The sequence below is a fragment of the Streptomyces sp. NPDC006339 genome, from assembly GCF_040612775.1.
Lineage (GTDB): Bacteria > Actinomycetota > Actinomycetes > Streptomycetales > Streptomycetaceae > Streptomyces.
The window spans coordinates 1-19087 of record NZ_JBEXQW010000068.1; the positions used below are offsets into that span (position 1 = coordinate 1).

At 71.6% G+C, this 19087-nt stretch carries 15 protein-coding genes, 1 tRNA gene and 1 pseudogene; 6 read left to right on the top strand and 11 right to left on the bottom strand.

The features are described 5' to 3' along the window. The 7 genes from ABZ135_RS35165 to ABZ135_RS35195 all read right to left on the bottom strand — a co-directional run. A partial coding sequence (locus ABZ135_RS35165; protein ID WP_356701824.1) for an AAA family ATPase occupies positions 1-450 on the bottom strand: 450 nt, incomplete at its 3' end. Between the two features lie 228 nt (positions 451-678). Further along, on the bottom strand, positions 679-2376 hold the full coding sequence (locus ABZ135_RS35170) for a S8 family serine peptidase (RefSeq protein WP_356701877.1): 1698 nt from the start codon (positions 2374-2376) through the stop codon (positions 679-681). 546 nt (positions 2377-2922) lie between these two features. Beyond that, entirely contained in the window at positions 2923-3771 is an 849-nt protein-coding gene (locus tag ABZ135_RS35175; protein WP_356701826.1) for a GNAT family N-acetyltransferase, read from the bottom strand. Positions 3772-4238: 467 nt separating this feature from the next. Next, positions 4239-5138, bottom strand: a complete 900-nt coding sequence (locus tag ABZ135_RS35180; RefSeq protein WP_356701828.1) for a hypothetical protein — start codon at positions 5136-5138, stop codon at positions 4239-4241. Next, positions 5135-6139: an SPFH domain-containing protein gene (locus ABZ135_RS35185; RefSeq protein WP_356701830.1), complete on the bottom strand. Its 1005-nt coding sequence runs from the start codon at positions 6137-6139 to the stop codon at positions 5135-5137. The genes ABZ135_RS35180 and ABZ135_RS35185 overlap by 4 nt, the downstream gene beginning before the upstream one ends. Positions 6140-6323: 184 nt before the next feature. Continuing rightward, positions 6324-7448 (bottom strand): DMT family transporter, encoded by a 1125-nt coding sequence (locus ABZ135_RS35190; protein ID WP_356701832.1) that lies wholly within the window; start codon positions 7446-7448, stop codon positions 6324-6326. Then, a complete protein-coding gene (locus ABZ135_RS35195) occupies positions 7445-8317 on the bottom strand; it encodes a phosphatase PAP2 family protein (RefSeq protein ID WP_356701834.1) in 873 nt (290 codons plus the stop codon). Before ABZ135_RS35195 ends, ABZ135_RS35190 begins: the two co-directional genes overlap by 4 nt. Positions 8318-8496: 179 nt before the next feature. Between ABZ135_RS35195 and ABZ135_RS35200 the strand changes: the two genes are divergently transcribed. The 3 genes from ABZ135_RS35200 to ABZ135_RS35210 all read left to right on the top strand — a co-directional run bounded on the left by ABZ135_RS35200 (position 8497) and on the right by ABZ135_RS35210 (position 11209). Continuing rightward, positions 8497-9171 (top strand): TetR/AcrR family transcriptional regulator C-terminal ligand-binding domain-containing protein, encoded by a 675-nt coding sequence (locus tag ABZ135_RS35200; RefSeq protein WP_356701836.1) that lies wholly within the window; start codon positions 8497-8499, stop codon positions 9169-9171. Between the two features lie 29 nt (positions 9172-9200). Continuing rightward, positions 9201-9578, top strand: coding sequence for a DUF488 family protein (locus ABZ135_RS35205; RefSeq protein WP_356701838.1), 378 nt, complete (start codon positions 9201-9203; stop codon positions 9576-9578). Positions 9579-9958: 380 nt separating this feature from the next. Beyond that, a complete protein-coding gene (locus tag ABZ135_RS35210) occupies positions 9959-11209 on the top strand; it encodes a cytochrome P450 (protein WP_356701879.1) in 1251 nt (416 codons plus the stop codon). Here the strand turns inward: ABZ135_RS35210 and ABZ135_RS35215 are convergent. Next, entirely contained in the window at positions 11199-11696 is a 498-nt protein-coding gene (locus ABZ135_RS35215) for a DUF309 domain-containing protein (protein WP_356701839.1), read from the bottom strand. The two genes, ABZ135_RS35210 and ABZ135_RS35215, sit on opposite strands and share 11 nt — an antisense overlap. 117 nt (positions 11697-11813) lie before the next feature. Between ABZ135_RS35215 and ABZ135_RS35220 the strand changes: the two genes are divergently transcribed. Continuing rightward, positions 11814-11890, top strand: a tRNA-Pro gene (locus ABZ135_RS35220). Here the strand turns inward: ABZ135_RS35220 and ABZ135_RS35225 are convergent. From ABZ135_RS35225 to ABZ135_RS35235, 3 genes and pseudogenes are all read right to left on the bottom strand, one after another. Continuing rightward, positions 11853-12251, bottom strand: coding sequence for a tyrosine-type recombinase/integrase (locus ABZ135_RS35225; RefSeq protein WP_356701841.1), 399 nt, complete (start codon positions 12249-12251; stop codon positions 11853-11855). The genes ABZ135_RS35220 and ABZ135_RS35225 overlap by 38 nt on opposite strands. Positions 12252-12351: 100 nt before the next feature. Beyond that, positions 12352-12399: pseudogene (locus ABZ135_RS35230) on the bottom strand (hypothetical protein); the annotation flags it as partial. A 282-nt stretch (positions 12400-12681) separates the two neighbouring features. After that, the gene (locus ABZ135_RS35235) at positions 12682-13032 is read right to left on the bottom strand and encodes a hypothetical protein (RefSeq protein WP_356701843.1); all 351 of its coding nucleotides are present in this window, start codon (positions 13030-13032) and stop codon (positions 12682-12684) included. Between the two features lie 1325 nt (positions 13033-14357). Between ABZ135_RS35235 and ABZ135_RS35240 the strand changes: the two genes are divergently transcribed. Both ABZ135_RS35240 and ABZ135_RS35245 read left to right on the top strand, forming a co-directional pair. Further along, on the top strand, positions 14358-15050 hold the full coding sequence (locus ABZ135_RS35240) for a hypothetical protein (protein WP_356701844.1): 693 nt from the start codon (positions 14358-14360) through the stop codon (positions 15048-15050). A 75-nt stretch (positions 15051-15125) separates the two neighbouring features. Then, entirely contained in the window at positions 15126-18425 is a 3300-nt protein-coding gene (locus tag ABZ135_RS35245; RefSeq protein WP_356701846.1) for a hypothetical protein, read from the top strand. Positions 18426-19087 lie beyond the last annotated feature (662 nt).

Sequence of the window (19087 nt, forward strand, 5' to 3'; positions counted from 1 at the left end):
AGGCTGCCGAGCAGGCGAAGAAGGACCAGCAGAGCGGCACGAATCCCTCGCAGACGGCCGCGAACGACGAGCCGTGGTACGTGGACTGGGGTCTGCTTCCGGACCCGCCGGAGCCGAAACGCCGTCCGACGCACGCCGGTCCGCGTGACCGGCCTCGCCCGCGGGCGCCGCGCCGGAGGGGCCCGGCCAGCTCACCGTCGCGGCGACGGAGGCGACGAAGGCGGCCGCCGCCGCGCCGGGTATGTCGCGGTCGGCGGGGAGCGTGGCCAGCCACAGCACCGTCTCGCCGCGCGCCTCCGCGCGGGCGGCCGCGGCCAGGGCCACCTCGGTCTTGCCGACCCCGGCGGGCCCGGTGAGCAGCGCTCGGCCTCGTGTGTGCAGGACGCGTTCGAGCCGGGCGAGGAGTTCCTCCCGGCCCACCGGCGCAGGCCGGAGCGGCACTGTCGTCATAGGTCCACCACCCTCCGGCACTCGGGCCCCCGGCCCATGAGCCCCGTTGCGCAGAGAATACGGAGCAGACCGCCCCCGTCCAGGCCCTGTGTCCGGCATACGGACAGCGGTCCCCGGTCAACCGAGCGTGCCCGACACGCGAAAGCGCCCGTGGTGTAGACCACGGGCGCTTCGCTGACCAGCGCAAACGCTGGTGTGGGGGGTGGTTCTGAGGGTGATCCGGGTGGATCAGAAGGTCAGGCTCCACGAGTCGATGTAGCCGGTGTCACCCGAGGCCACATCGCGGACCTGGAGCTTCCAGGTGCCGTTGGCGACCTCGCTCGACGCGTCCACGGTGTAGGTGGCCAGGACGTTGTCGGCGCTGTCGGAGGAGGAGGACGCCTTCAGGTTGCGCACGGTGCCGTCGGGGGCGACCAGGTCGATGACCAGGTCACCGCGCCAGGTGTGCTTGATGTCCACGTCCACCTTGAGGGTGGCCGGGGCGTTGCCGGTGCGGCCGCTGACGGCGATCGAGGACGACACGGTGGTGTTGTCCGAAATCGTCACGTTGTTCGCGTTGGTGAAGACGTTTCCGGTCGGCGGCGTGGTGGTGGTCACCGCGTTCACCGTCTTGGCGGCGTCGGCGATGCCGGTGCCGCAGCCGCCGGTGCAGGTGCCGGGCAGCGGACGGGCGTTGGTCTTGATCGCGGACTCGATGTCGGCCGGGGTCAGGGTCGGCTTGGCCGACTCCAGCAGGGCGGCGAGGCCGGCGATGTGCGGGGCCGCCATCGAGGTGCCCTGGTAGGGCTTGTAGTTCTCGGTCGACTGGGTCGTGGTGCCCGAGTTCAGCGTGGAGTGGATGCCGTTCTCGGGGGTGGTCACCGTGCCGGGCGTGTCGGTGGCGCGGCGGGTCTCGCCGCCGGGGGCCGCGACGTCCACGATGGTGCCGTAGTTGGAGTAGTACGACCGGTTGCCCTCGCGGCTGGTCGACGCCACGGTGATGACGTTCGAGCAGTTCGCGGGCGTGAAGCCGGAGGTGTTGGCGTTGCTGTTGCCCGCCGCGACGACGACGGTGGTGCCGCGCGAGACGGCGCCGTTGATCGCGGTCTGGTAGACGCTCGGGCAGGTGGAGCTGGCGCCGCCGAGGCTCAGGTTGATGACCTTGGCCGGGGTGGCGTTGGCCGGGACGCCCGCCACGGTGCCGCCGGAGGCCCAGGTGATCGCGTCGGCGATGTCGGAGGACGAGCCGCCGCACTTGCCGAGGACGCGCACGTGCTGGACCTTCGCGCCGTACGCGATGCCGGCGATGCCCTTGGTGTTGTTGGTGACCGCACCGATGGTGCCGGCCACGTGGGTGCCGTGCCAGGAGGAGTTGGAGGCGCGGGAGCCCGTGCCGCACTCGCCGTCCGTGGCGTTCCAGTCGCCCTCGTCCTTGGCGTCCGCGTCACGGCCGTTGCCGTCGCGGGCGTCGGAGGAGGTGGAGATGAAGTCGTAACCGGCGACCGTGTTGGCCGCGAGGTCGGAGTGGGCGGCGTAGCCGGTGTCGATGACGGCGACGGTGACGCCCGAGCCGGTCGTCTTGTCCCAGGCGGCAGGAACGTTCATGCCACCGGTGGGCTCGAAGAGGTCCCACTGCTTCGCGTAGTCGGTGTCGTTCGGGGTCACCGCCATCGCGTAGGCACGGATGTCGGGCTCGACGGAGGCGACCTGCGGGTCGGCCTTGAAGGCCGCCATGACCTCGGCCACGTCCTGCTTGCTCGCCGAACCGCCCAGGTTCACCAGCGCGGCACCGCCGGCCAGGCGGCGCTCGAAGGAGAGCTTCTCACCGGTCTCGGCGGCCTTGTCGGCGGCGTCGGTCTTGGCGGCGGCGTTGGAGCCGGCCTCGGCAGCGGAGGACTTGTAGGTGACGATGACCTTCTCGACCGGGGCGGTCGGAAGCGCGGTCATGGCCTGCGAAGCCGGTGCGGGCTTCGGAGTGGCAGCGGCCGGGACGGCGGCGAACGCCCCGGAGGTGGTGGCTGCGGCACCGAGGATCGCGGCGCTCGCGACCACCACGGATATGACTCTCCGCCTGGAACCGTTCAAGGTGTGGCCCTTTCGAGTACGACGTGTGTGGAGCAGTGGCGGCGGCGCGGGAACCACGGGGCGAAGTGGGGTCGCGTACCGCTGTTCCCTGGGCGTGGGGGCCCGTGCGCCGCCACCGGCGCGACGGCCCGGGTCAAGGCCGTCCCCGGCGACACTACCCACCCCTTCTCATGCACCTGACAGGTGGGGAGGGGGATGGATCCGCCGGTGCGGCAGACAGTAGGGAACGCCGAGGTGAACTCGATACGGGGAAAACCCTTGTCACCCCGAGGGGGCGGCAGGGGGAGGGGAGGGGGCACGCTTCCGGGAGCACTCGGAAAGCCCCTGCGGTACGGGCCGCCGGCGAGGGCGACCGGCCCGTGGGCCGGACCCTGGGGCCGTCGAGCCGTGGCTCGGCCGGCCGGCGCGTCAGCCCAGTTCGAGGGTGGTCACGCCGAAGACGCGCTCTCGGGCGATCGGGCGGATCGGGCCGGTGTACATACGGGCCGTCTCGAAGGTCGGCTCCAGACCGCGCGACTCGGCGAGCCGGGCCGCGGCCGGGTTGGCCTCCGGCATGTCGACGGCGATACGGGGCGCGCCGAAGGCGCGGGCCTCGGCGGCCAGGGCGTCGAGCAGTGCGGCGGCGTCGGCGGGCGTGTCCGCGAAGAGCGGCCCGATCCGGGCCTCCTGCTCGGCGGGCCGGACGACGCCGTAACCGGTCGGACGCCCGTCGGTGAGCCGGGCCAGGGCCCGGTGGCCCGGCGTGGTCAGCCAGGACCTCAGGAAGCGGGGGCGGTCGGCCGGGTGACACATGCGGTCGTACGCGGCGATTTCGGCCGGATCCACTCGTTCCGCGGCGACCACGCCCGTCACCGGCCGGTCGGGAAGCGGCATTTCGCCCACGTATCGGGCGGTTCGGTACGCGGGCGCGAAGCCCGAACGCCGGTAGTTGTCCTGCTGGGCCGGCACCCCGTCGAGCCCCACCGTCCGCCCGCCCGCGTGCGCCAGCGCGGCCCGCCAGGTCGCGAGGCCGTGACCGAGGCCGCGCAGATCGGGCCGTACGAGATAGAAGCCCAGGAAGGCGTAGTCGTCGCTGTAGTTGACCACCGAGATCGCGGACACGGGCTCCCCGTCGATCCGCCCCAGGAAGAACCCCTCGGGGTCCTGCGCGAAGAACGCCCCGGCATCCGCCGCCCCCGGATTCCACCCCTCCGCGGCTGCCCACGCGCGCACCAGCGCCCAGTCCTCGAGGGAGGCGGGGGAGACGCGAAGACCCATGGGGGCTGTCCCTTCGGGCGACGGCGGAGCGAGCGAGCGGCAGCGAGCATAGCCCCGCGTCCACCCCACCCCGGAACGCCGCCGTCACTTTCCGGCCGCGCGGCGGAGGGTGCTGTCCGGGCGCTGCGGACGGCCCGGGCGAGGCAGTCGCGGACGGCGCGTGTCCGCGCCTCGGCCGCCCGCGACCGGGCCCGCCGAGGGAGCCCGCCGAGGGGACCCGCCGACGGGGCCTGGGGGCGCGGTCGAGGTGCGGGCGGGGGCGGGGTGGCGGGGCGTCAGGTGCCGGCCCCGCGTCTGACGCGCGCCGCCCCGCGGCCGGGCGTCGGGCAGGCACGGCAGGCACGCCGCCGGCGCGGGGCGGCCCCGCCCACGAACGCCTCGCGCCCGCCCCGCGTCGGTCGCCACGCCCCGCGCCCGCGCCCCCGGCGCGTCGACCGCGACGCCCCCCGGCCCACCCGCCCCGCCCCTCACCCCACCAATCGCAGGGCCGTGTCCGCGATGCCGAGCCGCACCGACTGGCCCCAGGTCAGTTCCAGCGCGTCCGACTCCATGCCGTCGCCGAAGGCGACGAGGCGGTCGGACTCGACCACCAGGCTCAGGGTGTCGTCGGTGGCGAGGAGGCCCTCGACGTGGGTGGTGCCGGTGGTCGGGGAGGGCCATGCCTCGCGGACCGTCCAGGCGAGGCGCGCGTCGGTCGGGGCGGGCAGCGGAAGGGGGCTGGAGCGTTGCCGCCAGAGGGAACGGAGCCAGCCCGTGGCACCCGTGCCGGTGCCGACGAGGACGCCCGAGGACGCCTGGGCCTCCGGGGTGGTGGCCGGCGCGTGCAGGGTGTAGCGGGCGGTCTGGTGCCCCGGCGGGCCGACGTAGATCTCGTTGAGGGCGAGGAGCCGCTGCCCGTCGTCCGTGACCGCCTCCGCCATCGTGAGCAGGTCCACCCCGGTCCGGACGGCCGCCGCCGCGACGGACGGCAGCAGCCGCCGCGCGTCCGCCGGCCGGTGGCGCACCAGGACGCCCGGATTGCGCCCGGGATCGCTGTCGACGCCGACGACCGGCTGCCCCGTCAGATACTTGGCCACATTGGCCACCAGGCCGTCCTGACCGACGACCACGACCACGTCCTCGGGCCCGAACAGGAAGCGGTCGAGGTCGGCCCGCTCCACCCGCGCCTGCCGCCACTGCAACGGCACCGCCCCGGCCACCTCCGCCAGCGCCCGCCCGGTCCGCTCGTGCCGCTCGCGCACCTCGTCGACCGAACGGCCCCGCGAGGCCAGGTGGAAGGCGGCCTGCCCGTGCGTCCCGTGCCGGGCGAGCAACTCCTCGTACTCCGTGGTCCGGTGGACGAGCACCGCGCGCGGTGCCAGGCTCATGAACCGGTGCCTCCGCCCAGCTTCGCGAGCAGCCCGGTCACCACGTCCGGCGACAGCGTCAGGTGCTGGATCCTCGGCAACTGCTCGGCCGCCCTCGTCGCGGCGAGCGCGTGCAGCGTCGCCGGCGCGACCTCGGCGTGCGCCCGCAGCCACGCGCTCTGCGCCTCGGCGCGCGCGGCCCCCACCTCGCGGGCCGCCTCGGCCTCGGCGTGGGCGAGCCGGACCGTGCGCGACGCCTCCGCCTCCGCCCGTACCGCGTCGGCCGCCGCGGACTCCTCCGCCTCCCGCCGGGCGTTGGTGCCGCGCTGGTCGACCAGCCGCTCCTCCTGCCGGGCCAGCTCGATCTTGCTGGCCAGCTCGTTCTCGGCGATGGTCCGCTCCCGCTCCACCGCGACGGCCCGGCGCTCGTACGTGGCCCGGTCGGCCTCCTGCTGGATCTGCTCGCGGGCCGGGGTGCGCAGCGCCCGTTCGACCTCGGGTTCGGGCCGCAGGGCCACCACCCGTACCGCCACGACCTCGATGCCCGTGTCGGGCAGCCGCGGTTCCGCCGCGAGCCCGGCCGCGATCCGCTCCCGTACCGCCCCGACCCCGTCGACCAGCGCCTCCGCCAGCGGAATGCGGGCGAGGACGGCGAGGGCGTGCTGCTGGGCGGTCTCGGTGAGGAGGGTGGCGATCTGCTCCAGCGGGGTGCCGCGCCAGGCCCCGGTGTCCGGGTCGACGGAGAAGTCGAGCCGGGTCGCCGCCGCGGCGGGATCGCCGATCCGGTACGTGACGGTCGACTGGACGCTGATGTCCTGGAAGTCCGCGGTGCGGGCGTGGAAGGCCATCGCCAGCTCGCGGTCGTCGACCGGCACCTCCGAGAGCGCGGCCGAGAGGGGGCGGAACCAGAAGCTGAGTCCCGTGCCGTCGTGCACGAGCCGTCCGCGCCGCTGGTGGCGGATGTGGGCGGTGGGCGCGGAGCGCAGATGGCGCCAGCCGGCCCGCCGGGTGATGTCGGCCATGGGACCTCTCCTTGTCGTCACTATGACGATAGAGGGGTCCTCGGCTTGTCGTCAAGGTGACGAAATAGGGTCCCGTGACCGGTCCGGCCGCCTCCGCGATTGACCTTGCCCCCCGAGTCCCGGGCCCGTCGCGACCGGCACCCGCTGGGCCGGCGCGCGGCTCGTCCGCCCCGTCCCGACGCCGCTAGCGGGCCGGTTCCGGTACGGGCGGGGGCTCGGCCGCGAGTCCGGTCACCGCAAGCGGGAGGGGCGCGGGCACGGAAGGGGAGCGGGGTACGGAAGGGGAGTGGGGTACGGAACGCGAGTGGGGCACGGCCGGGAGTGCGGGCTTCTCGGCTGCGGCTGTCGCGCTCCCGCCGGCCGCCCTGCCCGCCGAGCTGCCGGCCGACCCGTCGGCACCTGCCTCTGCCTCTGCCTCCGCCTCCGCCCGCCCGGCCGGGGTCTCGGGGGCGAGCCCCGTCGTCAGGAGCACCACCCCGCGCGCCGCGACCAGGGACGCGGCGGCGGCGACCGCCCAGCCCCACGCGCCGGCCCGGAAGGTCTCGCCGAGCAGGGCCACGCCGATGACGGCGGCGGCCGCCGGATTGGACAGGTTGACCACGGCCAGCGGCGCGGCGAGCCCGCCCCGGTAGGCGGCCTGCGAGAGCAGCAGGCCGCCCACCGCGAACGCGGCGATCAGGACGGCGAGCAGCGCCGTCTGCCACCAGCCCGTCGGCCCGCCCGGCAGGTCGCGGGCGAGCGCGGCGGTGAAGGTCTGGGTGAGCGCCGAGCCGACGCCCGACGCCACCCCGGACGCCGTCGCGTGCCCGAGGCCCCGGCCGCGCGCCACCGTGCCCGCGCCGCCACGCGAGCGCGCCGCGAGCAGGCCGATGAGCAGCAGCGTCACCGCCGTGACACCCAGGGCCTCGCGCAGGTTCAGCGCCTCGCCGGGCGCCGCCGGGCCGGTCACCGCGACGAGCCCCACCAGCCCGACCAGGGTCCACAGCGCCCCGCGCCACTCGGCCCGCGTGACCCGGCGGTGCGCCCCGTACGCGCCGATCGGCAGCGCCGCCACGAGCGTCAGCGCGCCCAGCGGTTGTACGAGCGTGAGCGGCCCGTAGTGCAGGGCCGCGACATGGGCGAGCGCGCCGCCGGCGTTCAGGCCCACCGCCCACCACCACTGCGGCCGGGCGAGTAGTCGCCGAAGCGCCCCGCGCCCGCCGGCCGAGGCGGAGGCCAGCCGGGACTGGGCGACGGCCGCCAGGGCGTAACCGGCGGCCGAGGCGAGGGAGAGGAGGACCGCGAGGACGGTCCCGCCGGCCGCGCTCATCGCAGCGCCCCGGCGGTCGCGACGGTCGCGCTGCCCGTGACCGGTGTGGCCGGCGTGGCAGGAGTGGCCGATGTGAGTGGCGTGGGTGGCGTGCGCGACGCGAGGGGAGGAGCGTCGTCGGACCCGGGGCGGCGCGGCGACGGCACGAGGAGGAGCGCGAGCGCGAGCAGGACGGCGGCGGCCAGCGCGTCGAACCAGTAGTGGTTGGCGGTGCCGACGATGACCAGCAGGGTGAGCGCCGGGTGCAGCAGCCACAGCACGCGCCACCGCGAGCGGCCGGCCGCGACGAGCCCGATCGCGAGCATCAGCGCCCAGCCGAAGTGGAGCGAGGGCATCGCCGCGAACTGGTTCGCCATCGAGTCCGTCGCGGGCGTCGTGCCGTACACGGACGGCCCGTAGACCCGGGCGGTGTCGATCAGACCGCTCTCGGCGAGCATCCGCGGCGGCGCGAGCGGCATCAGCAGGTGCAGCGCGAGCGCGGCGGCGGTGACGAGCGCGAGGACCCGGCGCGACCAGACGTAGTGGGCGGGCCGGCGCCAATAGAGCCAGACGAGAAAGAGGAGCGTGGCCGGGAAGTGCACGGCCGCGTAGTACGTATTGGCCGCGCGGACCAGGGTCTCGCCGTGCAGGAGCACCTGCTGGACCGCGCCCTCACCGGGCAGGTGGACCGCGCGCTCGGCGTCCCACACGCGGTCCGCGTTGTGGAAGGCGCGGGTCTCGTGGCCGTTGGCGAAGAGCCGGCCGAGCTTGTAGACGAGGAAGAGCGCCGTGACGAGCAGCAGCTCGCGCAGGAGAGGCGGTCTGGGGGTAGCCGTCGCCCCCGGTCGTGCAGGACGGGGTCTCCGTGTCCCGCGTATCCCGGCAGCCATGGCGCGGCCCCTTTTTTCCGTCAAATCTTCATCAAAGCGGACAGCAAACGGAGGAACTCTAGATCCGAATTCATCGAGACGCAAGCGTCTCGATACGTTTGCGTCTCGATTGTGTGCGCCCTACCCTCGGATGTGCGGAGACGGGTCCGCTGGGGTACGGGGTGTCCGGGAGGCGATCGATGTCCACGCAGGCCGCGACGGCCGCCGCACGCCGCAGCAAGCTCACCCCCGAGCGCGAGGCCGAGCTGTACGAGGCGGTCATCTGCCTGCTGCGCGAGGGCGGCTACGACTCCGTCACCATGGAGGGCGTCGCCGCCCGCACCAAGTGCGGCAAGGCGACCCTCTACCGCCAGTGGGGCACCAAGCCCCGCCTCGTCACCGCCGCCCTCGACAAGCGCCGCTGCGCCGTCTTCACCGGCATCGACACGGGCTCCCTCGTCGGCGACCTGCGCGAGGCCGCCCGGGTCGCCGCGTCCCGCCGCGAGCGCGACGCCGAACTCATGGAGGCGGTCAGCCAGGCGTACATCCAGCACCCCGACCTCCGCGCCGCCCTGCGCGAGACCGTCATCGAGCCGGAGGTCGCCGCCCTCGACCGCATGCTCGCGCGCGCCGTCGAGCGCGGCGAGATCGCCGCCGACAACCCCGCGATCGGCTTCGTCGCCCCCTGCTTCCTCGGCATGCTCCGCATCGAGCGCCTCTTCGAGGACCGCTTCACGGAACCGGCGACCCTGCGGACCTTCGTCGACGCGGTGCTGTTGCCGGCCCTGCGGGCGGAGAAGACCGGCGACTCCGAGGGTGCCGGTGACGCCGAGGGTGCCGGTGACGCCGGGGGTGCCGGCGACTCCGAGGTGTGAAGCCCGCGCCCGTCCGGCACCCTGAAGCCATGCCCCCCACCTCACGGAGCCCCGTCCGGGTCCGCGTGCGGCGGATCTACGAGCCGCCCGAGCCCGACGACGGCCTGAGGGTCCTCGTCGACCGGCTCTGGCCGCGCGGGATCGCCAAGGCCGACGCCCACGTCGACGTGTGGCCCAAGGCCCTCACCCCCTCGACCGAGCTGCGCCGCTGGTACCACGGACCCGAGGGGGAGTACGGGGAATTCCGCCGCAGGTACGAGCGCGAGCTCGCCGAACCGGCCGCCGCCGAGGCCCTCGCGGACCTGCGCACCCGCGCCGCCGAGGGCGCCGTCACCCTGCTCACCGCCGCCAAGGACCCGTCGACGAGCCACGCCGCCGTGCTGACGGAGATCCTGGAGAAGCCCTAGTCGCCCACAGGGCCGTCGTCGGGCCGCCCCTTTGCGTCCCTTTCCCGCCACCTCCCGGCACGGCCCTGTTCACCCGCGCGCACCCCCGTTCACCATGGCCGCATCCGACCGCAACCGCGAGGAGGGACCGCGTGGACCCGGCCCAGACTGAGCAGGTCGAAGAGCAGGGCGCTCCGTCGGCGGCGGCCCGAGCCGCCGAGCGGGCAGCGGCGGAGGCGGGGGAGTCGGCAGAGACGCAGGAGGCGGAGGAGCTACGAGAGGCGACGGTCGCGCGGGAGGCGCGCGAGGCCCGGGAGGCGCAGGAGGCCCGGGAGGCCCAGGAGGCCCAGGGGGTGCGCGAGGCCCTGGAGGCCCAGGCGGCGCAGGAGGCGCAGGAGGCGCTGCGGAAACGTCACGCCGCGCTCGACGCGCTCCAGCGCGACCCCTACCCCCTCTACGCCCGGGCCCGCCGCACCCCCGGCCTCACCTACGTGCCCACCCTCGACGCCTGGCTGGTCTCGCGGGACGCCGACATCCGCGAGGTGCTGCTGCGGCCCCAGGACTTCTCCTCCGCCCAGGCGCTGCGCCCCGACGTCCGGCCCGCACCCGCCGCCCTCGCCGTCCTCGGCGGCGGCTTCGCACCCCGGCCCACCGTCGTCTCCACCGACGGCCCCGCCCACCGCCGCCACCGCGCCCCGCTCAACAGCGGCCTCTCCGCCGCCCGGGTCGCCGCCCTCACCCCGTACGTCACCCACCAGGCCGAGACCCTCGCCGAGGCGTTCGCCGACACCATCACCGCACACGGACACGCCGACCTGATGGCCCACTACGCGCGCGTCCTGCCCGGCGCCGTGATCGGCCGCCTCCTGGGCCTCGACCCGGCGGACGTACCGGCCGCCGTCCACGGCTCGTACAGCGCCGAACGGCTCCTCTTCCGCCCGCTGCCCGAAGACGAGCAGATCACCGCCGCCCAGGACGTCCTCGCCCTCCAGCACCTGCTCGACCGCTACGCCCGCGACCGCCGCGACCGGCCCCGCGACGACCTGGTCACCGCCCTCGTCACCGCGCTCGCCCCCGACTCCGGGCTCGGCCCGGGCCCGCGCGGCCTGACCGAGGACCAGCGCTGCGAACTCGTCGCCAACCTCCAGAACCTGCTCATCGCCGGCCACCTCACCACGACCGCGCTCATCGGCACGACGGTGCTCCACCTGCTGCGCCACCGCGACCAGTGGGAGCTGCTGTGCGACCGGCCCGAGCTCATACCGGCCGCCGTCGAGGAGGCCGCCCGCTACGACAGCGCCGTGCAGGGCTTCCGCCGCACCACGACCCGCCCGGTCACCCTCGCCGGCACCGAACTGCCCGCCGGGGCCGTCCTCTTCCTCGCGTACGGCTCCGCCAACCGCGACCCGGCCCGCCACCGGGACCCCGACACCTTCGACATCACCCGGCCCCCGCCGCGGCCCCGCCACCTCGCCTTCGGCCACGGCCCGCACGGCTGCCCGGGCTCCCGGCTGGCCCGCGTCCAGCTCCACGCCACCCTCGGCGCGCTCACCCGACTGCTCCCCGACCTGCGGCCGCTCGACGACCGGCCCGCTCCGATGCGTCCCACCCTCATCCACCGCTCGCCCGAGGAGCTGCTCCTCACCCGCTGACCCGCAGCCGCGGCGCCTCCGCCCCGGCGTCCGGCACCCCGCCACCCGCCTCCACCCGCGCCGCCAGCTCCCGCGCCCACGCCGCGACCCCGGCGACATCGACCCCGTACGTCTCCGCCCCGCCCCGCGCGTACTCCTCGACCCGCCCGGCCCCGCGCCGCAGCAGCCGCACCCCGCCGGTCGCGTTCCCGCGCGCCGCGTGCGTCAGCCCCACGGCAAGCTGCGCCAGCCCCTGCCAGAGGTCACGCTCATCCGCCGGCCCCGACTTCCAGGCGTCCTCGAACACCTCGTGCGCATGGAACGGCATCCCGGCGTCCAGCAGCCGCTGGGCCTCCCGCACCGTCCCGTCCGGCCCCCGCACCACCCCCTCCGGCTGCCGGGCCACGCCCTCCGCCCCGTACGGCAACGGCCGCCCCAGCCCGTCCCGCGGCCGCGCACTGCGCGCCCGCCCCTCCTGATCACGGTCCCTGCCCGGTTCCCTGTCCATCCGCCCATTGTCCGCCGCACGCCGTCGGTGACACCCCGTGTGCTGATCCACCCCGTGAAGTGAGGTAATGTTCTCTTGCACGCCGCCACGGGGGACACCCCCGGGACGGACGGGCACCGGGACGTGGCGCAGCTTGGTAGCGCACTTGACTGGGGGTCAAGGGGTCGCAGGTTCAAATCCTGTCGTCCCGACCACGCGGAAACGCAGGTCGGAGGCCGTTCTCTCATTCACGAGAGGGCGGCCTTTCGTGCGTCCCGGGGGCTGGTGGTCGCGTGGTGGTCGCAGCCACGCGGGCCGGTCCGCACGGACAGCCGTCTGCTGGGCTCCGCTGAGGACGCGGTCGATGGTGTCGACGGCCTGGTGCGCGGCCTGCTGGGTGAGGTGGCTGTAGAGGTTCGCGGTCGTCGACAGGGTGGAGTGCCGCAGCGTCTTGGAGACCACGGTGAGCGGAACGCCCGCGGTGATGGTGATGGTGGCGGCGAGATGGCGCAGGTCGTGGACGGTGACTCGGGGGACGCCGGCTTCCTCGGACAGCCGGTGGAGTCGGCCGAGCACCAGGTGCGGTCCGGTTGTTGTCGACGGCGGAGAGCGTGCAGCGCACGTAGAGCACGCCCTCGTCCAGGTGGACATCGTCCCAGTGCAGGCCGAGGGCTTCGCCCTTGCGCATGCCGGTGCCGATGAGGACCTCGAACAGATCGGCCATCCCCGGGTCGGCCTCGTGGCAGTGGGCGAGGAAACGGGCCGCCTCCTCCGCCGTCCAGATCCGCCGCTCCGGCGACGACGGCCGGCGCAGGACCGGGGGAGAGGCCGGGTTGTGGGGGAGGTGGTGCTGGCGGACGGCGTCGCCGAGGGTGCTGGAGAGGTGGCCAGGCACCTGTAGAGGGTGGTCCTGCCGCGGTCGGCGGCGAGCTGGCCGGTGACGAAGGCCGAGATGTGCCGGTGCGCGAGCTCGTCGAGCTTGAGGGTGCCGAACGCGGGGACGAGATCATTGCGCACGTAGTCGGGCCATCGTCGTCGGCTTCAGTACCAGCGCCTTCGCCACCAGCCACGCGTCAAGGTACGCGGCGACGGTCTGGTTCGGATCCGCGTCGAACCCGCCGGCCTCACCCTCGAGGAACCGCCGCAGTGCCTCTTCGGCCGCATCCTGGCTGACGAAGCCACCTCGGCGCACCGTCGTCCTGTCGTGGTCCGGGGTGGGAATGTCGACGGCGAAGCCCCAGGTCCCGTGGGTGCTGTCGGTGAGTAGATGAGGGCAGCGGGAACCGATCTGGTGACGCTGGGTGTCCCTGCAGCCACAGCGACGGTAGACACGGCCTCGGCCGGTGCTGGTGCGCATGGCGATCGCCTCCACGGGGCGGGAAAGGTCCAACACCCTCAGAGTGCGACCACAGGCGACCACCACGCCCGTCAGAGGGGTCGTGACCAGCGGATTTCCCTTGTCTGTGCGCCAAGGGCCCCAGAGACGCCCAGCAGATTCTTCGTCTGCTGGTGGTTCATCAGTTGCACCCATGCCGGTCAGACGAAACGGCAGGAGGCACGGGTTCTCGGCTGGCGCTGGTCCGGAAATGGTCCGGATCTTGGTCGAGGCCGGGCGGAGAGGCATGCATCGGATGGAGGGTTCTGGGCCGACCGACGTCCGAGGTGTCCCCCGGCGCTCGCCAGCCGAAGATCCGAGTGCTGCGGACGTTAGGGATCCTTCAGGCCCTTCGCTGGCATCGATCGGGATCGGAGGACATGCCACCTATGAATCGGCGCTGAGCTGACGACCCAGCCCCGAGGTCGTGGTCGTCTACCGCCGAGGGGACCGGGCGCGCTGCGTCTCTCGTTGTGGGGAGGCCGCATGGCACGCAAAATCGTTCGCGATGCCGAGCGGGCGGCTGGCCACGGCCCGGGAGCGGGACACCTCCGCCGACTGTACGGGCTCGTCGGCAGTCGGCCGGACCATGAGGCTTGCCTTCACCATGCCGGGCCCATCGGCTGGTCCGCCCGAATCTTGGTGCACCACCTGCAGGACGACGTGGCTGAGCCGTCCGGTCGCAGCCGACGTCGGACGGGCGTAGCCGCCGAAGGTGAGGGACGTCCGGCGGCTGCCGGGGGTGCTGGCGTACGTGTCGTCGACAGGGTGCACAGGGAGCTGGGGCTGGGAACCCGGTGATCGCGGTGACCGAGACCGGTTTCGGGGTCATGGCCGGATAGGTCGTGAACAGCACCGACTCCGGTGGGATTCCGGTCACCGGGCGGAGGCATCCGACGGTCGGGCTGATGCCGAGAGCGATGGTCCGGGCGATGACACGGCGGGTGACGACCTGTCAGCCCATCTGGACCATCGGCAGGTCGACGGCGGCGGTCGGCGCGTGGACGGTGCCGTTGATCACCAGGCGGCTGTGCTCGGTGGTCGTGGCTGCGTCGTTGGTTGACTTCAGGACAGTGCAGAGGCTGCCCGTGGTGCGGCAGCCGGAGAGGGCCCTGATGGAGGGGTTCGGAACACGATGTCGCGCTCGATGCCGTTTAGCTGGTCGGCAGTGTTTCGGATATTCATGACGGGTAGGTCGACGGTCTAGAGTCGGATCTCCGTGCTTCCTGAGAAATGATGCAACTCCTTCGATGACTTCTCCTGTTGAGTGGCTAGAATCCGCTCTCGTGACGAGGAGAGTAGCGCCCGTGCGTGAGCGCATCAGGAAGGTACTGAAGGCCGCAAGGACCTCCGAGCCCTATCCCGTATGGGTGACATGGGAGGAGCTTGCCTCGAGGGTGTACGGCTGGGGGCATCGAACGAAGAGTGATGTTCAAAACGTCCGGCGTGCGGCCGAGCAGATGCACGATGTTGAGCTGCTGAGATTCCGCGACACCAACAAGCATGCAGGACCTCGTCTACGCGGAACTCCTGAAGAGATCTGGCTTCAGTGCAAGGTGCTTGACGTGTACAGCGGCACAATGGATGCGGTGAACTACTCATCGTATCGTCCACCAACCGCCGATCATGTGCTTGAAGCATTTTGGAATGGGAGTCGACAGGAAGGGCAGATCCGAGTTGACCTAGGCGCGGTGGTTTCGCTCGTCAATAAATACTGCCAGACAAAGTTTGATCCGTCAGAGGTGCTCTGGTGGCGATTGGGGCTTGAGGAGCAGCGTAGGAAAGAACGTCGCGTGCTACTGGAACAGTTGCATCGGACGCTTGGGGATCTCTGTGCTGAGAAGGCGCGGTTGGAGTGGGAAGCGAGGCAGATCAAATTCGGTCCAGTCCGGATTGATCCGATGACTGTAACCCAATGCCCGTGCTGTCAGCGGAGTGTCGAACCGGGGTACTTCCCCGTGCAGGGCCCGACTGTCCTTTCAACGCTGCTTGGTAGCTGATCTACGCTGGACCACGACGGCTACCAGCCGGCGCTTGAGGAGGGGGGTTGCCCAGCGCGTGGGACACTCCTGACCGTGGCCCAGCGCAACCTTCCTCCCTCCGCCCTCGAGGCGACACCCCAGGCTGCCAGCGATGACGTCGCCGCCGACCGTTGGCTGCCCGTTTCAGGAGATCCCGATCTCGGTCATCCACCCAGCACGGGCGCCCCCGGAAAGAGGCGGCCCGGCGAGGATCTCGACTTGGCGATCGGGTGGGACCGTTTCGAGAAGCTGATGCTTGCTGTCTCGAGTCGCGTCCTCGCCATCCGAGGTATCAAGTTCCGCCGTTACGGCGTACAGGGGCAAGTTCAGCACGGCATCGACCTCGCTGGCCGGGATGTGGGCGGCCGATTCATCGTCGTCCAATGCAAGGACTACCAGGAGTTCACAGCCGGGGACCTGCGGAAGGCCGTGGAGACGTTCACGGGCGGAAGGCGCCCCTTCGGCGCTGGCCACCTGATCATCGCCACTTCCGCCCCCACGGAGCGCACTCAGCTTGCCGACGAACTGGCGGCTCTGCAAGAGGAGCACGATGACCTCGAGCTGGACCTGTGGGGTGCGGAGCAGATCAATGACTTTCTCCGCTACCAGGCTGACGTCGTTGCCAGGTTCTGGACTCGCGAGACGGCGGAAGTGTTCTGTACCGGGGCACCCCTTCCGGGTGTACCCGCTCCTCCTCTCGACCGTCAGCAGCAGGCAGATCGCATCCTCGTTGGACCTCTCAAGACGAGTGATGTGAAGCCGATCCTGCGCGAAGCGGAAGCCGAGCGAGCGGTGGCGCCGGATCGCTCCGCAAGGAAGTACGGGGAGCTTTCGACGCGTCTGGAGAAGGCGGGCTTCCGAGGGCATGCGAGCGTTCTGCGAGTTCGGCAGCTGGAGGCGCTCAGGGAAGCGGGCCTGTTCCGCGAAGCTGCGGAACTCGCCGGCCATCTTGCCGCCACAGCACTTCACCATGGCGACAGGTTCGAGCCCAGACGGCTCGCACGGCTACTGCACGATATGACCCGCAGCGACGCGTTGGCGGAGACGGAGCACGGGGAGGCGATCAATCAACATGCACGGCTCATTCGCGCAGCCGTTGACGCCATCCTTCATCCCCTCGGTGCCGCGTCCGACAAGTTTGCCGACGTCCTGGACGAAGCACGCGGAGAGCCGGCGACCTACCAGCCTCTCCTGGTCCTCCACTTCGCCGAGCGGCTGTTTGCGGTGGAGTCTGATCCGCTGGAGACGAAGAGTGCCCTCATCGACAGTGCCATTGCGCAGGCCGAGCAGCAGGCCAGGGACGACTACGGTGACGACATCGTCATGAGGCTGCGTCTCCTGCGAGCCGAATACGACGGTGCGGAGCGTCGGGCACTCCTGGCTGCCGCCCGACAGCATGCCGTCCCGGGGAGGCACGCCGCGCTAATCAAATCGCGCGAGGCGCGCAGGTACTGCCTTGAGGGGCGTGCCGAGGAAGCTGCGGACGCCTGGAGGGAAGCTGTCCACGACGCGATTCACGCGGGATTGAACGAAGAGGCAGCTTACTGGCTGTATGCCATTCGTGCCGTGAACGTTCAGTACGGTCCATTGACCACGGAGATCGACGACGAACACCGCCTGGCTCAGGCGCTGCGTGCGACCGGAGCGAGCCGCGTACTGGACCGAGTGCGGGATCCGAGGGAGCAGGCGATGTCTTCCTTGGTGCGAAAGAAGCCCATCGAAGCAGTCCTCTCCGCCCGGTGCTGGCTCACGGACAGCGCGGTAACCGGTAGCTGGGCTCATGAAACCGAGGCAGCCGACCTTCTCGGAGACCTGTACGCCGACAACGGCGAAGTCTCGATGGCCACCTCGTACTATCAGCGGGCAGGCAAATCGAAGAAGCTCGTAGGTCTTGCCGAGTCTGCCGGGGACCGTCTGCTACCCATGGGATCTCTCCACAAGGGGCCATGGTGGGTGCTCCACGCTCGGGCCGCACAGGTGGCAGCGCAGGCCGACCTGATCCAGGATCATGCCGCAGCCCGGCTACTCGACGACTTGACCGACCTAGCGACAAAGGGACTCGCAGGCGAACTGACCGACTCGCCGACGCAGAGCCTGACCGTCCAGGCAGTGAAGAGTGCCTGTGCGCTCGCCTCCCGCGGCACTCAGGAACAAGCCGGCCATCTGCTCGGCCTCTTGGCCCCCGAGGTCCCCCGTGAACGTGGCCACCATCGCCACATCGACGACGAGCACGCGGTTGCCTGTGTCGATATCGCCTCCACACACGACGCACTGGCCGCTCCCGCCCTCATCCGTTTGTTCGACCTTGCCGACCAGGGTGTGCAGAAGGCATCGAACCTCATCACGGAGGACGCGGTCCTCAGGCGTCTGGGAGCTCGTTCACCCCTGGGCCCCAGCGCTGAGCAGGCGGTCGCATCGAGCCCCCTGACCGAAGAACAGCGCGGGGAACTGCGCGACAAGGCAGTGGATCTTGTGATGGAGAAGCACCATCTCGCCGACGTCATCCTCGCCGAACTCGATCCTGACCACGCGAGTGTCCGTGTGCAAGCGGCTCACGCGCGCGACCGAATCCTCGGGCGTCCTGAACCGGACCCTCACCGAGTCGGGTTCGGCACGCGCATGGTTTCCGATTCGTTCCTGGCCGGCTTCCTTGATGAGGAAGACAGACAGAAGTGCCTTGCCAAGCTCTTGGAGGTCGCGGGTGACCCGCGCGAAGCAGCCTTCAACCGGCAGGACGCTCTCACCGGGGCCCGCAATCTCGTGATCCGGCTGCCCGCGGAGGACAAAGCCGTGACTTTTCAGTTCAGCAAGGCCTTTGTGCACGGTGATCGCGACGGGAGCCACCTCGACGCCGAGGTGACAGGCAGACCTCATCCACTGAGCTCATTCCAGATCAGTTCGGCATCGGCTTCCCTGCGCGGACACGGCATGTACCTGGCTGCGGCCTCAGCCGCCGTTCTCGCGGAGAGGGAGTGGGTCCGTGACAGAGCGCTGGATTTCCTGCACAGCGATGATGGATCCCTGGTGCAGGCGGCCGCCGTCACGCTCAGTGCGATCGGAAGCGATGTGACGGGCGACAGTGACCTCAACCTCCTCGCGACGCACCAGCACATCGGCGTTCGACAAGCCAGCGCCGTCCTGTGCATGCAGCACGTGGAACGCCATCAGGAACTCGCGATGAGACTGGCCAACGACAGCGACGTACGGGTACGGAGGACCTTGGCGGAGGCCGCCGCCGACGTGGCGCCGGAACGGGTCGCGTCGACGGCGGCGATCCTGGAAATCCTTCGCGAGGATGTGCGGCACAGTGTCCGTGCGGGAGCATTTCCGCGACATTCGTCCGCGAGCGTCTGACGCGCAGTGTGCCGTTCACCGCGTCGGACTCAACAGCTCCGCTGGGGGGCTGGGGGCGGCCAGGGATCCCCACCGTGGAGCGCTCCTTGACTCGGACATCGTTCGAGGAAGGAGAGGGAAAGCGGGTGCTCTGGGATGCCGGGTTCGAGGGCCGAAGCAAAAGCCGAGCTCGCGGCTTGGCGTGGACCGCTGCGCGACCGAGCGAGCGCACTCTTGGTTGTGGCGTGGGAACGGCAGCGGAGGTCCGCAACACTGCGACCCGGTCCAGGGGCCGCCCTGATGACTCCGTAGGCGGTCGGAGGGTTGCGATCTCCAAGGGGCTTGAGGTGCTCGCGCGAGGCGTCGGCCGGACAAGGGAAGGGGGCGCGTGGGCACCAGTTGGGGACCACACGCTACGCGCGGTGGTGCACGATGCATGCCTCCATGCATAACTTGCTCCCGGATTAAGTCCGCTATATCCAGAAAATACCCCTGGCCCGCACCTGGGGGTCAAGGGGTCGCAGGTTCAAATCCTGTCGTCCCGACCACGCGGAAACGCAGGTCGGAGGCCGTTCTCTCATCCATGAGAGGGCGGCCTTTCGTGCGTCCGGGGGCGTGGCCCTGGCGCATGCCGGTGCCGATGAGGACCTCGAACAGGTCGGCCACCTCCTGCGTCGGTCCGA

Excerpts from the sequence above, each read along its gene's own strand:
- ABZ135_RS35170 (WP_356701877.1), bottom strand. The coding sequence starts at position 2,376 with ATGACCGCGCTTCCGACCGCCCCGGTCGAGAAGGTCATCGTCACCTAC.
- ABZ135_RS35175 (WP_356701826.1), bottom strand. The coding sequence starts at position 3,771 with ATGGGTCTTCGCGTCTCCCCCGCCTCCCTCGAGGACTGGGCGCTGGTG.
- ABZ135_RS35180 (WP_356701828.1), bottom strand. The coding sequence starts at position 5,138 with ATGAGCCTGGCACCGCGCGCGGTGCTCGTCCACCGGACCACGGAGTAC.
- ABZ135_RS35185 (WP_356701830.1), bottom strand. The coding sequence starts at position 6,139 with ATGGCCGACATCACCCGGCGGGCCGGCTGGCGCCATCTGCGCTCCGCG.
- ABZ135_RS35190 (WP_356701832.1), bottom strand. The coding sequence starts at position 7,448 with ATGAGCGCGGCCGGCGGGACCGTCCTCGCGGTCCTCCTCTCCCTCGCC.
- ABZ135_RS35195 (WP_356701834.1), bottom strand. The coding sequence starts at position 8,317 with ATGGCTGCCGGGATACGCGGGACACGGAGACCCCGTCCTGCACGACCG.
- ABZ135_RS35200 (WP_356701836.1), top strand. The coding sequence starts at position 8,497 with ATGTCCACGCAGGCCGCGACGGCCGCCGCACGCCGCAGCAAGCTCACC.
- ABZ135_RS35205 (WP_356701838.1), top strand. The coding sequence starts at position 9,201 with ATGCCCCCCACCTCACGGAGCCCCGTCCGGGTCCGCGTGCGGCGGATC.
- ABZ135_RS35215 (WP_356701839.1), bottom strand. The coding sequence starts at position 11,696 with ATGGACAGGGAACCGGGCAGGGACCGTGATCAGGAGGGGCGGGCGCGC.
- ABZ135_RS35235 (WP_356701843.1), bottom strand. The coding sequence starts at position 13,032 with ATGCGCACCAGCACCGGCCGAGGCCGTGTCTACCGTCGCTGTGGCTGC.